The 14,832-nt window shown below is 66.0% G+C and carries 16 protein-coding genes; 9 read left to right on the top strand and 7 right to left on the bottom strand.

Annotated features, from left to right (window positions below):
- Positions 1–285: 285 nt before the first annotated feature.
- Positions 286–576 (bottom strand): translation initiation factor eIF-1A, encoded by a 291-nt coding sequence (gene eif1A / locus TX80_RS16645; RefSeq protein WP_049924380.1) that lies wholly within the window; start codon positions 574–576, stop codon positions 286–288.
- Positions 577–739: 163 nt separating this feature from the next.
- Between eif1A and TX80_RS16640 the strand changes: the two genes are divergently transcribed.
- A complete protein-coding gene (locus TX80_RS16640; protein WP_049924379.1) occupies positions 740–919 on the top strand; it encodes a DUF7470 family protein in 180 nt (59 codons plus the stop codon).
- 67 nt (positions 920–986) lie between these two features.
- Positions 987–1,241, top strand: a complete 255-nt coding sequence (locus TX80_RS16635; protein ID WP_049924378.1) for a hypothetical protein — start codon at positions 987–989, stop codon at positions 1,239–1,241.
- Between the two features lie 3 nt (positions 1,242–1,244).
- Here the strand turns inward: TX80_RS16635 and TX80_RS16630 are convergent, their stop codons facing one another.
- Positions 1,245–3,218 carry a DUF460 domain-containing protein gene (locus TX80_RS16630; protein ID WP_049924377.1) on the bottom strand — a complete coding sequence of 658 codons (1,974 nt, stop codon included), beginning with the start codon at positions 3,216–3,218 and terminating at the stop codon, positions 1,245–1,247.
- A 96-nt stretch (positions 3,219–3,314) separates the two neighbouring features.
- On the opposite strand from TX80_RS16630, the gene TX80_RS16625 reads away from it, so the two are divergent.
- Positions 3,315–4,289: an aldo/keto reductase gene (locus TX80_RS16625; RefSeq protein WP_049924376.1), complete on the top strand. Its 975-nt coding sequence runs from the start codon at positions 3,315–3,317 to the stop codon at positions 4,287–4,289.
- Between the two features lie 9 nt (positions 4,290–4,298).
- On the opposite strand, the gene TX80_RS16620 is transcribed toward TX80_RS16625, so the two are convergent.
- The 3 genes from TX80_RS16620 to rnz form a co-directional block, all read right to left on the bottom strand.
- A complete protein-coding gene (locus tag TX80_RS16620; protein ID WP_195893103.1) occupies positions 4,299–4,742 on the bottom strand; it encodes a hypothetical protein in 444 nt (147 codons plus the stop codon).
- A 3-nt stretch (positions 4,743–4,745) separates the two neighbouring features.
- Positions 4,746–5,267, bottom strand: coding sequence for a DUF7342 family protein (locus TX80_RS16615; RefSeq protein ID WP_049924375.1), 522 nt, complete (start codon positions 5,265–5,267; stop codon positions 4,746–4,748).
- Positions 5,268–5,330: 63 nt separating this feature from the next.
- Positions 5,331–6,263, bottom strand: a complete 933-nt coding sequence (rnz, locus tag TX80_RS16610; RefSeq protein ID WP_049924374.1) for a ribonuclease Z — start codon at positions 6,261–6,263, stop codon at positions 5,331–5,333.
- Between the two features lie 139 nt (positions 6,264–6,402).
- On the opposite strand from rnz, the gene TX80_RS16605 reads away from it, so the two are divergent.
- The 4 genes from TX80_RS16605 to TX80_RS16590 all read left to right on the top strand — a co-directional run bounded on the left by TX80_RS16605 (position 6,403) and on the right by TX80_RS16590 (position 11,034).
- Entirely contained in the window at positions 6,403–7,518 is a 1,116-nt protein-coding gene (locus TX80_RS16605) for a DUF7282 domain-containing protein (RefSeq protein ID WP_049924373.1), read from the top strand.
- A gap of 62 nt (positions 7,519–7,580) precedes the next feature.
- Complete coding sequence (locus TX80_RS16600; RefSeq protein ID WP_049924539.1) at positions 7,581–8,585, top strand: AAA family ATPase; 1,005 nt, start codon at positions 7,581–7,583, stop codon at positions 8,583–8,585.
- Between the two features lie 118 nt (positions 8,586–8,703).
- Positions 8,704–10,527 carry an MBL fold metallo-hydrolase gene (locus tag TX80_RS16595; protein ID WP_049924372.1) on the top strand — a complete coding sequence of 608 codons (1,824 nt, stop codon included), beginning with the start codon at positions 8,704–8,706 and terminating at the stop codon, positions 10,525–10,527.
- Positions 10,528–10,599: 72 nt separating this feature from the next.
- A complete protein-coding gene (locus TX80_RS16590) occupies positions 10,600–11,034 on the top strand; it encodes an acyl-CoA thioesterase (protein ID WP_049924371.1) in 435 nt (144 codons plus the stop codon).
- A gap of 4 nt (positions 11,035–11,038) precedes the next feature.
- Here TX80_RS16590 and TX80_RS16585 read toward each other — a convergent pair whose 3' ends face one another.
- Positions 11,039–12,145 (bottom strand): methyltransferase domain-containing protein, encoded by a 1,107-nt coding sequence (locus TX80_RS16585; RefSeq protein ID WP_049924370.1) that lies wholly within the window; start codon positions 12,143–12,145, stop codon positions 11,039–11,041.
- 335 nt (positions 12,146–12,480) lie between these two features.
- On the bottom strand, positions 12,481–12,654 hold the full coding sequence (locus TX80_RS19150; protein ID WP_154658689.1) for a hypothetical protein: 174 nt from the start codon (positions 12,652–12,654) through the stop codon (positions 12,481–12,483).
- 415 nt (positions 12,655–13,069) lie between these two features.
- Between TX80_RS19150 and TX80_RS16580 the strand changes: the two genes are divergently transcribed.
- The gene (locus TX80_RS16580; protein ID WP_006671604.1) at positions 13,070–13,630 is read left to right on the top strand and encodes a TATA-box-binding protein; all 561 of its coding nucleotides are present in this window, start codon (positions 13,070–13,072) and stop codon (positions 13,628–13,630) included.
- A 194-nt stretch (positions 13,631–13,824) separates the two neighbouring features.
- Positions 13,825–14,829, top strand: a complete 1,005-nt coding sequence (locus tag TX80_RS16575; RefSeq protein ID WP_049924369.1) for a potassium channel family protein — start codon at positions 13,825–13,827, stop codon at positions 14,827–14,829.
- Positions 14,830–14,832: the final 3 nt, after the last annotated feature.

Here is a 14,832-nt window from a genome sequence, read left to right as displayed (position 1 = left end):
AAATCACGGTAGAACGTACGCGCTCATCGGCTTCAAATCCCTGCTCGGGATTGGAAGCTCGAGTGGTAGGAGCAGCCGGGACATTTCGGCACATGCCCCCGCGACGGCTTGGAAACGCGACTTCCGTGCTACTTGTCGTCGTGACATGACGTATATCTTAGCTCTTAGCGCGCGGAACAAGCCGACCCGTATGAGTGGCGAGCGACCGCGGCCCCGTCGCTCGAGACGAGTGGCGAACTGGTGAAAACGAAAACAGAAAGGTCGCTCGGCCGCGCTGAAACCGGGTTACTGGATGTGGCCTTCCTCGCGAAGCTGGTCGGCTTCGCTTTTCTCGTAGCGCCACGTGATATCGGCTTTCTCGTCCTGCCAGTCCCACGGCTCGACGAGGACCACGTCGTCCTCGCGGATCCAGATGCGTTTTTGCATCTTGCCGGGAATGCGCGCCGTCCGCTCCTGACCGTCGGCACAGCGTACCTTGACCCGATTCGCCCCGAGCATGTCCGTGACGGTCGCGAAGACCTCGTCGTCTTCTGGCATTCGGAGGTTCTTCCGACCGCCCTCACCGTCGTCGCTCATGGCCCCGGATTCGCGTTCGATCGGTTTAACGCTTTATCGATTCCGTCGCCGGCGGAATCGATCACGGAGTCGTGGGCAGGCCCGAACGGACGGACGCTTCGGTTCGCGGCTCGTCCGGCCGCGAACCACGCCGTTTATTTCCCTTGCCTCGCCAGACCTGCGTATGCTCGATAAGATCGGACCGCTGGGAATCGCCGGCATCGTCCTCTTGCTCGCCGGTATCGGACTGGTCGCGTACGCAAACCCAATCATCGCCGCGGGTATGGCTCTCGTGGTCGCCGGACTGGGACTGGTCGTCAAATCGCTGGTTTCCGGGCTGCTCCAGAGCTTCGGGATGTTCTAGCGATCGCTACGGTCTCGCCGACCACCCCGCTCCGAACCGTTTTATCGTTTGCCCGCCTGTACTCCGTATGGGCTACTCGCTTCACTACTACGACCTGGTGTTGGTCTGTATCGCCGCGAGTCTGGGCCTCGGGTTCCTCGTCGGCTACGCGACGCGGGTGCCGCTCGAGGTTTCGGTCATCGGGCTCGGACTCATCTCGATCGCGTTCATCGCACACGCGCTGTTCGTCAACGGCCCGGTCGACCAGCCGGCGGACCTGACCGAGGAGGTCGACGTCGAGGAAGTGCCGAAGGTGCTGTCGCCGGTCGACTCGCCGGAGTAGCCGCTATACCTCGTTGTTTCCCGCGCGGTGTTCGCTGATGAGTTGATCGACCATCGCCGCTTTCCGATCCCGCCGGCGCTCGCGGGCGCGGTCGTGCCAGTCGTCGATCACCGCCTCGATGTCCTCCTCGCGAGCGACGGCGAGTTCGTCGACCTCCTGCATGGCGACGTCGCCGGCGGGACCGACCGGGATCTCGTTGTCGAACAGGATCTCGTCGGCGACCTCGGAGAGGCCGCCGTCCTTGATGATGACCCGGGGCTCGAAGCCCGCGAGCAGTTCGGCCGTCGACCGGCCCGCGCCGCTTGCATCGCGCAGATAGACGACGTCGCCCGGCGCGATGCCGTACTGGTCGTCGGCCTCGCGGATCGCCCCCTTCGTGAACTTCTCGACGACCTTGACCGGGACGAGCCCCTCCTTCTCGGCGGAGACGTCGCTGAAATTCGAATGATCGAGCTTCCAGAGGGCCTTCATCCGGTCGACCTTGTTCTCGAGCGCCTCGACTTCCTCGCGGGCCTCGTCGCGTTCGCGCTCCAATCGGGTTGTCTTGCGCTCGAGCCGCGAGACTTCCCGGTCCCGGCGGACCTCCTTGCGCTCTTCCCGGCGGGCGGCGCTGAGTTCCGTCTCGAGTTCGTCGATCCGCTCGTCCTTTTGCTCGAGGCGTTCCTCGAGGGTTTCGACGTGGGACTGGAGGCGTTCGACCTGCCGGTTGAGGTCCTTGATCCGCTGTTCCTCCTCGGTGAGTTCCCGCGGTTCGTGCTCGGTCGACTCCTCGTCGGCCTCGTCGTCGTCGGTCAACTCCGCGAGGACGGCCTCGACGCTTTCCTCGCCGGCGACGACGCGGGCCGTGACTTCCCCGCGGTCGATCCCCGGCGGCAGTTTGTCCGCGATCCGGTCGAACTGATCGGCGTGGGCGTCGACGGCGTACAGCGCGGCCGCCAGCGCATCGCGCTGGTGGTCGTCGTCGTACGGATGGTCCCGCGTGCGGTGTTGTTTCTCGTCGACCGGCAGATCGCTGCCGGGCGTCCAGCCGGCGGCGTCGAAGCTGCGGCGGAACTTCTCGACGGTTTCGGGCATCGGCGTCACGTCGGCCGCGACGATGATCGGCCGGCCGCGCTCGACGATCCACTCGATCACCGCGGCGGTATCGCTGGTGCGGGAACTCCAGACGTCCAGCACCTCGCCCTCGAGACCGACGATCGCGACGGCGGTCGTCGTCCCGGGATCGATCCCGACGACGACGTGGTCGCGCCGCTTTGCGAGCGGGCGAAACTCGATGCCGTCGCGGCGTTTGCGGTCGATCTCGACACGAACGTCGCCCGACCGCGAGCGGGAGACTGGGATGTCGCCGGGCCGGGCCTCGACCGTAAAGACGGCGTTGGCGTAGCCGCCGTAGGCCTCGCGGATCTCGCGATCGTACTCGAGGGTGGCCGTCTCGAGTTCGGACTCGACCTCGCGGGCGCGTCGCTTGACGGCGCCGTGGATGCGCCGGGTGTAGCGATCCTCGCTCCACCCGCCTTTGCCGGTCGAGCGACCGCGCGAGACCTTGACCTCGGTGGTGTCGGTAAAGGCCGAGACCTCGTGGCCGACGTTGTGGGCCGCGAGGCGCGCGGCGGCCTCGGCCTCCTGCATCGGGTCCTTGCCGTAGGGGATGCCGTGGCGTTTCGCGACTCGAGAGAGGGGTTCGGGCTGCTCGGCACCCGTCACCTGAACGAGTTTCGTACCGGCCGGAAGCGACCCGAGGAAGTGAATGAGCTGGTCCTTGTCGGCGGCCAGCTCGTACATGTTGTCGGTTGCGATGATCGCCGGCTCCTCGTCGTCGATCAGTCGCCTGAGTTTTCGGTGGGAGACGACGTCCCGAGCGACGTCGTCGCCATCGTAGACCGCGAGCGCGTAGGAGGGCGCGTCCCCCCGCACGTCCCCGCTCTGGATGTCGACACCGAAGACGACTGCATCGAGCGCACTCGTTCGCGTACTCACAGGGGATGGTAAGGTCGAGTCGAGTATAAATCCGGCGCGGCCCCGACGCACGGTTCACACCGGGGCTATTTCCCCCGGTTCGTGGTCGGGCACCGCATGGAGTACACGACGCTCGGATCGACCGGCATGGAGGTCAGCCAGATCTGTCTGGGCGGGATGAGCTTCGGAACCGACCGCGAGTGGATGCTCGACCGCGAGGAGAGCCGCGAGCTCATCGAGCGCGCGATCGACCTCGGGATCACCTTCTTCGATACGGCGAACGTCTACTCGGCGGGCGAATCGGAGGAGATTCTGGGCGACGTACTCGCGGATTACGACCGCGACGAGCTGGTCGTCGCCTCGAAAGTCCGGTTCCCCGGGGCCAGCGACCACCGCAACGCACGCGGCCTCTCGAGAAAGACCATCGAGCAGGAACTCGAGCACACCCTCGATCGACTGGGGATGGAGACGCTCGATTGCTACCAGATCCACCGCTGGGATTACGAGACGCCGATCGAGACGACGCTACGGGCGTTAGACGACGCGGTTCGGCGCGGCAAGGTCCGCCACATCGGCGCGTCCTCGATGTGGGCCCACCAGTTTCTCGAGGCCCGCCGAGTCAGCGAACGAGACGGACTTGCGACGTTCGAGACGATGCAGAACCTGTACCATCTGGCCTATCGCGAGGCGGAGCGGGAAACGGTGCCCGTCTGTCGGCGCGAGAACGTCGGTATCATCCCGTGGAGTCCCCTCGCCGCGGGCTATCTGGCTCGGCCCCACGAGGAGTTTCGGACGACGGTTCGTGCCGAGCACGAAGTCGAGAACGCCGACGTTCCCTATCACGAGTTCCCGGCCAGCAGCGAGATCAACGACCGCGTCCGGGAACTCGCCGACGAGTACGACGCCACGATGGCACAGATCGCACTCGCCTGGCACTTCGAGAACGACGACGTGACCGCACCGATCGTCGGCACCTCGAGCGTCGAGCATCTCGAGGAGGCGGTCGAGGCCCTCGAGATTTCGCTGTCGGCGTCGGACGTCGACTATCTCGAGGCACCCTACGAACCGGTCCCGGTGTACGGGCACGAGTAGGGAGGGAGTTCAGTCGTCCCGTCCCGAGAGCACGTCGGAAAGGCGGGAAAGCACGTCCCAGACGACTCGCGTCGGCACGGACGTCCCGAAGGAGGTCGGGGCGGTCTCGAGGGTCGAATCGAGCCGTTCCTGATAGTGGCCCCATCCGTCGACGGCGGGAGTCGGTTCGTGACACCACCCGACGTCGGTCCCGGTCTCGTCGCTGTAGCGAAACGAGAACTCGGGTCGATCCCCGAGCGTTTCGCCGGCGAACCACCGGACGGTCAGCGTCGCAGCGTCGAGGTCGACGCCGAGGTGGGACGGGTCGAGTTCGGCCCGAACCCGGGCGCGTGCGTCCGGCGGGAAATCGCGGGCGCTCGAGACGGCGGGGTGGCGTTCGAGCGCCCGTCGAATCCCACGGAGCGCTCGATGTGTCTGTGCGGCTGGGTCGTACGATGTGTTGCGATCGGACATACGTTACGTCGAAACCGTCTCGGGACGGCTGTACGCGTCGTAGTTGTCGATGGCGTCCTCGACGATGCCGAGGCGGTACTCGGCGACCTCCCAATCGCTTGCGGTGTGTCGAACGGCCGCCGTTTCGTCGGCGGTCGTCGTCTCGGCTGCCAGTTCGCGGAGTTCGGCGGGCGAGTCGACGCCGTACTCGTCGCTCCAGCTTTCGATCTGGCCCTGCAGCTCCGCTTTCAGCGTGATGAGTCCCTCGTGGTCGTACTCCTCGAGGAGGTTGCGGATCGTCTGGAGGCGGGTATGAAGCGGGTCGGGCGCGTACGTGATCGGCTTCTCGCGGTCGAACGAGACGAGGAGGTTCATATCGACGAGGCGGTCGAGGTGACGGCGGGCAGTGTTCTCTGCAACCGCTGCTCGGTCGGCGATCCACGGCGCTGAACGGGGTTGTGTGATCGTTTGGGCGACGGAGCGGACCCTGTCGAAGGCGCTCGTCTGCTCTTTCCACGCTTCGACACCGGAGTCGGTCGCGGGCATGTTCGTCTCTAGCGACGTTGGAGTTATAAGTCCACCTACATCTCCTCCGGGTGCCGGCTCGAGTCAGTCGTCGGAATCGGGGTACGGGATCTCGATCGTGTCCCCGTCGTCGGGGACGCAGGCCTCGCCGTCGAAGACCGCTCGGGCCTGCTCGAGGTGATCGCCGGTGGAGCCGGCGTACCGCGAGGAGAGGTGTATCAGTGCGAGCCGCGTTGCGCCGGCCCTGTTTGCGATCTCGGCGGCCTGACTGGCCGTCGAGTGGGCCGTCTGAGCGGCCCGCTCGGCGCGGTCCTCGGCGAAGGTCGCGTCGTGGATCAGCAGGTCGGGTTCGTCAGCGGCTTCGATCGTCGCTCCGGTCGGGCGGGTATCGCCCGTGTAGACGATCGTCCGCCCGGGGCGGGGATCGCCGACGACCTGCTCGGGTTCGACGACGGTGCCGTCCTCGAGTTCGACGGGGTCGCCCTCGTGGAGTTTCGAGAACTTCGGGCCGACGGGGACCCCGAGTTCCTCGGCGCGTTCGCGGTCGAATCGACCCTTGCGGTCGTCCTCGACGAGGGCGTAGCCGACCGAGCGGGTGTCGTGGTCGGTCTCGAACGCCCGGACCTCGTACTCGTCGGCCCGGTACGCGACGTCGCCGTCGCCGATCTCGTTGATCCGGACCGGAAACGACGGCCGGTTGTCGAGGGCGTTGACCAGCCCCTTGAGCTGACGGCGCGTCCCGTGTGGGGTGTGAATCGCAATGGGTGCCTCGCGCTCGTTGAAGTCCATCGTCTGGAGCAGCCCCGGGAGTCCGAGGACGTGATCGCCGTGGAGGTGCGTGACGAACACCTGCGAGACGGAAAAGCCCGTGCCAAAGCGCATCATCTGGCGCTGGGTCCCCTCGCCGGCATCGAAGAGCAACTCGTCGCCCTCGCGAGCCACGAAGATCCCGCTCGGGTTCCGCTCGGTCGTCGGAATCGCCCCACTGGTTCCCAGAAACGTCACGCGCAATGGCATCGGTTCGTGTTCGGCGGCCGGGACTAAACCGGCTTCGGATCGCTCGAGGGGACCGACACCGACCGGTCCGGGGGCTGCGAACGGACTGCGCGTTTTACGTCCCTCGAGCCCCTATGTCGGAGCCAGCGACCGAGACCCAATGAGTTCGAGACCGACCTTTGGCACGCTCAAGCGAATCGCCGCCGTGTTGCTCGCGATCACGATCGTCCTCGCTGCGGGGATCGTCGTCGGCCAGGCCCCTGCCATCTTCGGCGTCGAGGAAGACCCCGAGGCGTCGATCACGTTCGAGGAGCAGGACGGCAACGGAACCAGCGTCACGATCGACGAGGTATCCCTCTCCGAGGGCGGCTTCGTCGTCGTGACCGACGACGGTGACGACCCGATCGCCGTCTCCGACTATCTCGAGGCGGGCACCCACGAGAACGTCACCGTCGAGACCGACGAGGGCGGGACCAGCGAGTTGGTCGGTCGACTGACCGCGACGGTCCACCGGGACACGGACGACGACGGAGAATACACCTACGCGGAGACCGACGGCGAGGAGGACCGCCCCTATCTCGAGGCCGGCTTCCCGGTCAGCGACACCGCGACCGTGACGACCGACGAGGACGGGGATCTCCTCACGGACTCCTTTACCGTCGACTCGATGACCACCCCCGAGACGGCGACCACGAACGACACGATCAACGTCACCGCCGAGATCCACAACCCGACCGACATGCGGAGCCAGCAACCCGTCGTCCTCCGTCTCGACGGGACGGTACTGGAACAGCGATTGCTGGAACTCGAGGGCGGCGAGTCCCGCGAGGAGACCTTCGAAGTCGACACGACCGGTGCCGTGCCGGGCGAGCAGCCGATCGGCGTCTACACGCAGGCCGACGGCGAGATCGAGACGATCGATCTCGAGTTCCACACGAACCCGTCTATCACCGTCGTCGATGCGAGCGAAGAGCGCGTGACGGTCGACGTCGCGCTCCCCGTCGACGGGTTCGTCGCCGTCGAGACCAACGAAACGGTGTTCGGAACGAGCGACGCGCTCGAGCCCGGCGAACACGACGATGTCGACATCGATCTGGACGAAAACGCGACGGTCAACGGGTCGGACAACCTGACTGCGGTCGTCTACGAGGGCGATCCCGAGGGGGCCGGCACGGCGACACCGTTCGAACCCGAGAACGGCGACAACCAGCGCGTAGACGCGCCGGTTCCGATCGGCGAGGACGACGCGGACGGCGAGAGCGACCCCGACGAGTGATCGACGAGGTCGGGAACGAACAATCGACCGATTCTTACCCGTCCCATCCCTATCGGCTGTCGATGGACGCGCCGCTGTGGACCGAGACCCACGCCCCGGAGCTGGCCGAACTGCCACAGGACGACGCCCGCGAGTACTTACAGCGGGCCGTCGAGGAGCCGATCAACCTCCTCCTGCAGGGCCCGCCCGGAAGCGGAAAGACGGCGGCGGCGCGTGCCCTGGCCCGCGAGGCACACGACGATCCGGACAACGATTTCGTCGAGATCAACGTCGCCGACTTCTTCGGCCGGACCAAAACCGAGATCAAGAACGACCCCCGGTTCGAGCACTTCCTCGTCGGCCGCTCCTCGATGTCCAAACGGGACATGATCAACCACGTCCTCAAGGAATCCGCGAGCTACGCGCCGGTTTCGGGTGGCTACACCACGGTCTTACTCGACAACGCCGAGGACGTTCGCGAGGACTTCCAGCAGGCACTGCGCCGGATCATGGAACAGCACCACCGGACGACCCAGTTTCTGATCGCCACCCGCCAGCCCACCAAACTCATCCCACCGATCCGCTCGCGGTGTTTCCCCGTCTCCGTTCGCGCCCCGAGGACCGACGAAACGGCCGCCGTCCTCGAGCGCATCGTCGACCGCGAGGGCGTCGCGTACGACGCCGACGGCCTCGAGTTCGTCGCCGGCTATGCCGACGGCAACCTCCGGCAGGCGATTCTGGCCGCACAGACGACCGTCGAGGACGAAGGCGAACTCACGATGGGCGCGGCCTACGAAACGCTCGGCGAGGTCGGCCTCGACGACGACGTCGAATCGATGCTCGAGGACGCCGAGACCGGCGCGTTCACCGACGCCCGGAGCACGCTCGACGACCTCCTCGTCGACGAGGGGTTCGACGGCGAGGAGGTGCTCGAGGCGATCCTTCGGGTCGCCCGCAAGCGCTATCAGGGCGAGCAACTCGCGCGAATACACCGCCTCGCCGCTGACGTCGAGTTCGAGATGCACGAGGGGACGAGCGACCGGATCCACGTCTCGCACTTGCTTGCGGAACTGGGGCGGGACGCCTGAGCGAAGCGGTTCGAACCCGACAGCCAACCGACCGACTCCCGGACCGAACCGGGAGCCTGCGCGCTACTTTCACGACAGTCACGGAAGAATAAAGTCGGAACCGACGAACAATACGACGATGACCGGACGCGACCCCGAAACGCCCTGGCTTCCCGCGGACGCGGGTCAGGATTTCGATCCGCTCGAGCACGCCGGCGTCCAGCCCGCCGCCGATACACCCATGGTCGTCACGCCGCGTGGCGGCGACCGCGAAGTCGGCCGAAGCTGTTACCAGGTCGATACCGAGTACGCGACCTACCTCGTCGACTGCGGGTTGAATCAGGGGGAAGGTGACGATTATCCCGACCTTCGCGGACTCGAGCCCGAATCGGTCGCCGCGGTGTTTCTCACGCACGCCCACATCGATCACTGCGGGGGGCTGCCGGTGCTCGAGGCCCGGGGCCTCCTCGACGACGAGGCACCGATCGTCGCAACCCCGCCGACGATCGATCTCGCGAAGACGCTGCTGGAGGACTCGCTTCGGATCCATCGTCGGGAGACGAACCAAGCGGGCGAGCGACAACGGTTTACCGAGGCGGACGTGGCAGCGATCTTCGACCGATTCGAGCCAGTCGGCTACGGCGGCGGTCGCATCGAAGCGGTGGCCGAGTCGGTGGCGGACGACCCGCTCGTCTTCCAGTTGGGCAACGCCGCACACCTGCTCGGCTCGGCGTGGCTCGCGCTCCAATCGGGAGGGTATCGCGTCGTCTTTTCCGGCGACCTCGGCGGGCGCGCGAGTCACTTGCCCGATATCACGCCGCCGCCCCAGGCGGACCTGCTGTTGCTCGAGTCGACCTACGGCGGGACCCACAGCCACACGTCGTTCAGCGACGCACAGACGGCGATCTATCGTGCGGTCGAGCGGGCGCTGCACGACCACGAGCCGGTCCTCATTCCAACCTTCGCCGTCGGGCGGGCGCAGACGTTGCAACTGCTCTTTGCCGATCGACTCCACACGCTTCCCGGGGACCTGAGCGACCGCGTCCGACTCGTCGTCGACGGCATGGCACAGGATGCGACCGACACCTACCATGAGTACGTCGCCGACGACGACTACATGGACGAGTCGATCACGAATCGGGTGAACGAAAGCGGCGAAGAAACGCCGTTTACGCCGGCAAACGTCGAGTTCCCGGAAACCGATGCGGACCGGCGCGCGGTGCTCGAGGACGCGGATCCGACCGACGGAGGCAAGGTCCCGATCATCATCGCGCCCTCGGGGATGCTGACCGGCGGGAACTCGCCGCGGTACCTCGTCGAGTTCGCGGCCCGGTTCCCGTCCGCAAAGTTGTTGTTGACCGGCTACCAGTCCAAGCAGACGACCGGGCGGACGATCCAGAATCAGGTCGACGGCGGTGCCGACGAGGTGACGGTTACGACCGACGCCGAGCCCTTCGGGACGGACTGGCCCGCCGCCGAGAACGTGAGCTGGACGACCGTCGACGGCGAGCCGCGCGCCCGGACGCGGGCGACGATCCCGGCCGAGTGGGTCTCGATCGTCGACGGCCTCAGCGGCCACGCCGCTCAGCACGGCCTGCTCGAGTTCGCTCGCAGTATCGATCCCGAGACGATCGCACTGATCCACGGGCCGAACTACGCACAGGAGAAACTCGGGAATCACCTCGCGAAAAACGTCGAAAGCGTCAAGCACGTCACGCGAAGCCGGCGGCTGACCCCGATCGCGGTCGAACGCGACGCCGACCCCGAAACGGCAGCGCTCTCCCCGGAGCTGTTCGAGGGGGACCACGAGAGCGCCTACGACAAACTCGAGGACGTCTTCGAACGGCTGGCCCTCCTCAACGAGGACGTCGCCGCCGTTCGAAACGACGACGGCCCAAGCGAGGCCGAGATTCGGGAGATCGTCCGGGACGAACTCGAGCGGGCCGGCCTCCTCGAGCGATAGTCGGATCGCCGGACTCAGTGACCGCCCTGCCGGGGCGTCGGCTTCTTGGCGCTCTCGGACGAAACGAGTCGTATGCCGTCGCTTCGCGAGACCCACATTCGAAACCGATACCCCGTCCAGCCGAACCACCTCAATCCCAACGGCATGCTCTACGGCGGCCTCCTGATGAAGTGGCTCGATACGGTCGGCGCGCTGTCGGCGATTCGGTTCGCGGGGCGGACCTGCGTGACCGCTCGTGTGGACGAACTCGACTTCGTTCGTCCGCTCGAGGGCGGGGAGACGGCGCTGGTTGAGGCCTACGTCTACGATACCGGCCGGACGAGCGTCCGCGTCGCGTTGCGCGCCTGGCGCGAAGACCCGACGACCGGCGAGACCGAACTGACGACCGACTCCTCGTTTACCTTCGTCGCGATCGACGGGGAGGGGACGCCACGGCCCGTCCCGGATCTCGACGTCGAGACCGAAGAAAGCGAACGGCTCCGCGTGCGCGCACTCGAGAGCGAGTAGCGAGTTATCCCGTCAACACCAGCACGTACCGCGTCAGCGACCGGTGGACGCGGCGCTTGAACGCGGCCTCAAGTTTCCATCCGGCTTCGCGGGCCTCGCTCGCCCACGACCGATCGGCGACGACGACGGCCCGCTGAGCGACCCGACGGGCCTCCGAGAGCGCCCCCGAAACGAGGTCCTCGAGCCGATGGGTGTCGATTTTCGACTGCCGGCCGTACGGGGCGTCGAAGACGACGGCGTCGACGGCGTCGTCCGCAAGCGGAAGCCGCGTTGCGTCGCCGTGGCCGACCCCCCACGAGCCGCGGGGGCCGCCGGTCGGCGACGGTTCGGCGGGCGCAAGGAAGTGCCGGAGGTTCTCCCGCGCTCCCGCGACCATCTTCGCCTGCGCGTCGGTCCCGAGCACGTCCGCGCCGACGAGACCGGCCTCGACGAGGACGCCGCCGGTGCCACACATCGGATCCAGTAGTCTCGCGCCGGGACGCGCACCCGCGACGTTGGCGAGTGCACGAGCGAGCAGCGGGTCCATGCTCCCGGGCTGGAAGAAGGGTTTGTCCGTCGGCGCGCGGGTTCCGAAATCGCGGACGCTTTCGGTTGCGAGCCAGCCAAGCGCACAGACGGAGACGCGCTCGCCGCGTGGCTCGTCCCCGGCGTCGTCCGCGAACGGCGTCAGGAGGTCGCCCGTCGCGTCGTCGGCCGTGATCGTCCCGCCGGGCTCGAGCCGGCCCGCCGAAAACGTCGCCCGGAGAACGTGGTCGGGGTCGTCGAGATCGACGTCGAACCCGCGGTCGACCAACGCCTGACCGAGTTCGCGCTCCGCGCGCTCGGTGCTGACGCCGCTCGAGCCGTGGACGTCGGTCGCCCGCACCGCGACGGTGCCGCCCCGATCGATGGGGGCGGTCTCGAGGAGCGCCCGGGCGCTCTGGAGGTCGGCGTCGGTCCGGCCGATGAGGGAACTCGCGCGGTGTGTGTACGCGAGTCCGCGCACGCGATCGCGAGCGATCGACGCCGCGACGGCGAGACCGGGCGCGATCCGACGAAGGCCGGTCGCGGCGCTTGCCGCCTCGGCCGCCGCGAACGCGTCGTCCTCGCCGCCGAGTTCGAGCAGGTACACGTTCGGTGGTCGTCTCGGCCGGCTATCAGCGTACCGTTTTTCGCGGACCGTCGGCAGGACCTAGCCGATCGCTATCACCACAATCTTAATATCTCGGAATCCGTATGCAGCAGTGTTGGCCGTAGGGCCGGCTCACCGCATTATTGTCCGGGTTTACGGTCAACTGGTGGAAGCGAGTAACGATCGCCGAACCAGTAGCGGAGACTTCCGGACGCCTCGCCACCGTCTGGAATCGGTTCGGTGACTCGGCTCGTACGATTCCAACCACTTCCAACCACGTTCTTTTTCAAAAAATTCGAGGTCAAGGGGTATAGGCCGTACTCCACTCGAGGCACCTACTCCGTGGCGAGTTTCCTGACGTATACCCACGCCAGCAGTGACATGATCGCGAAGATCATGCCGGATACGATCACGAGGATCGCACCGAAACTTACACCACAGAGAGCGAGCATGACGCCGCAGTAGACGCCGATCTCGGGCGGTGACTGAGCCCGTACAATTCCAACCATTTGCCTGGGTGTCTCCGAAGCCATCGGATGACTTGTGCTAGCGCATAGCGCGCCACCTGAATATCACCACCGGAAGTTACTTATACTTATTCTACAAAGGCTTTGAGTCGGACACTCCATTCACCCATCGGAAGGGCGTAAAATACGGAGGTATCGTCGGATTACCGATCCCGAGCTCCGAAATCGACCATTACTCGACCCGGAGTCAATCGATGCCGATGGTGATAGTGGGAGGCGATATCGTTGCCCGGACCGACAGCTACCGGAAGGCGTTCCCCGATACGAATTCCGTCTTTCAGCATCTCTAGCGGCCGAGTCCGACACTTTCGGTCGAGGCGGACACCCATATAAACCGGACAAATCCGGCATCGGCACCAACCTTTATAAACCTTAAATACGTCTTTTTAAGCGACTTATGACGGATCCGAAGGACACCATCAACATCGAAAACGTGGTGGCGTCGACCGGCATCGGACAGGAACTCGACCTCCAGAGCGTCGCGATGGACCTCGAGGGGGCCGACTACGACCCCGAGCAGTTCCCCGGTCTCGTCTACCGCACCCAGAATCCCAAGTCGGCTGCACTGATCTTCCGCTCCGGAAAGATCGTCTGTACCGGCGCGAAAAGCACCGACGACGTCCACGAGAGCCTGCGCATCGTCTTCGACAAGCTCCGGGAGCTCCAGATACAGGTCAACGAGGACCCCGAGATCGTCGTCCAGAACATCGTCACCTCGGCCGACCTCGGCCGAAACCTCAACCTGAACGCGATCGCGATCGGGCTCGGCCTCGAGAACATCGAGTACGAACCCGAGCAGTTCCCCGGCCTCGTCTACCGCCTCGACGAACCCGAGGTCGTCGCGTTGCTGTTTGGCTCCGGGAAGCTGGTCATTACCGGCGGGAAAAAGCCCGAAGACGCCGAACACGCCGTCGACAAGATCGTCTCCCGGCTCGAGGATCTCGGGTTGCTCGAATAACGAGCTCACCGTTTGACCGACGCTCGAGCGTCAACGCTGTCCGAATCCGGTCGGCGTTGCTCGCCGCCGGCGCGTCGAAGCACTGCCCGCTGTTTGCTCGCCGCTATCGTTTCGGTATCGCACTTTCCTGGTACCGATCGTTTGCAGTGCCGGCAGACCGTTGACATGCGTCCGCGTGGTTGATCCGGGACGACATGCAACCGCTGTATCTCGGTGCCGGACTCGTTTTGCTGATCGCCGTAATCGTGGACATTCTCTGGACGACGCTGTGGGTCGACGGAGGCTCCGGGCCGCTCTCCGGTCGACTGACGACCGGCGTCTGGCGCGGCCTTCGGCGTGCAAGCGGGGACCGAACCCGTCCGCTCAGCCTCGCCGGCCCGCTGATCCTGTCGCTGACGCTCGTCATGTGGATCGGCCTCCTCTGGATCGGGTGGACGCTCCTCTTTGCCGGCGGGACGAACGCGCTCGTCAGCACGCGCACCGGCGATCCCGCAACCTGGACGGGACGGCTGTACTACGTCGCCTACACCATGTTTACGGACGGAAACGGGGACTACTCGCCCACGAGCGGCACCTGGGAGATCGCCAGTTCGTTCACGACGGCGACCGGGATGGCCTTCGTCACGCTGGGTATCTCCTACATCCTGTCGGTTCTCGGTGCCGTCTCCGCGAAACGGTCGTTCGCAAGCGACGTCACCGGACTCGGGCAACGAAGCGAAGCGTTCGTCCGGGCGAGTTGGGCCGGCGAGGACGAGGCCTTCCGCGGCCTCGAGGAACCGCTCGAGTCGCTTTCCTCGCAGCTATCGATGCTTGCGGAACAGCACAAATCCTATCCGATCCTCCACTACTACCACAGCGAGCGAAGCAAACAGGCATCGGCCGTCGCCGTCCCGATCCTCGACGAGGCACTGACCATCTATCGGTACGGCGTACCGGACGACGAACAGCCCAATCCCACGCTGGTCGAGGACGCCCGCTCGAGCACGCAGAGCTACCTCGAGACGCTCGATACGGCGTTCATCGAACCAGCAAACGACGCCCCGCCCGAGCCGGACCTCGACCGGCTTCGCGAGGCGGGCGTTCCGACCGTCTCGGACGAAGCGTTCGCCGCTGCGCTGGCGGACCTGACCGACCGCCGTCGAAAACTCCGCGGCGTCGTCGACGCGGACGCCTGGCACTGGCCGCCGATCGACGACTGAACC

It is taken from the genome of Halopiger djelfimassiliensis, from assembly GCF_000455365.1.
GTDB lineage: Archaea > Halobacteriota > Halobacteria > Halobacteriales > Natrialbaceae > Halopiger_B > Halopiger_B djelfimassiliensis.
The sequence above is the reverse complement of the archived record's forward strand: the minus strand, read 5'-3'. Positions and strand labels throughout refer to the sequence as shown.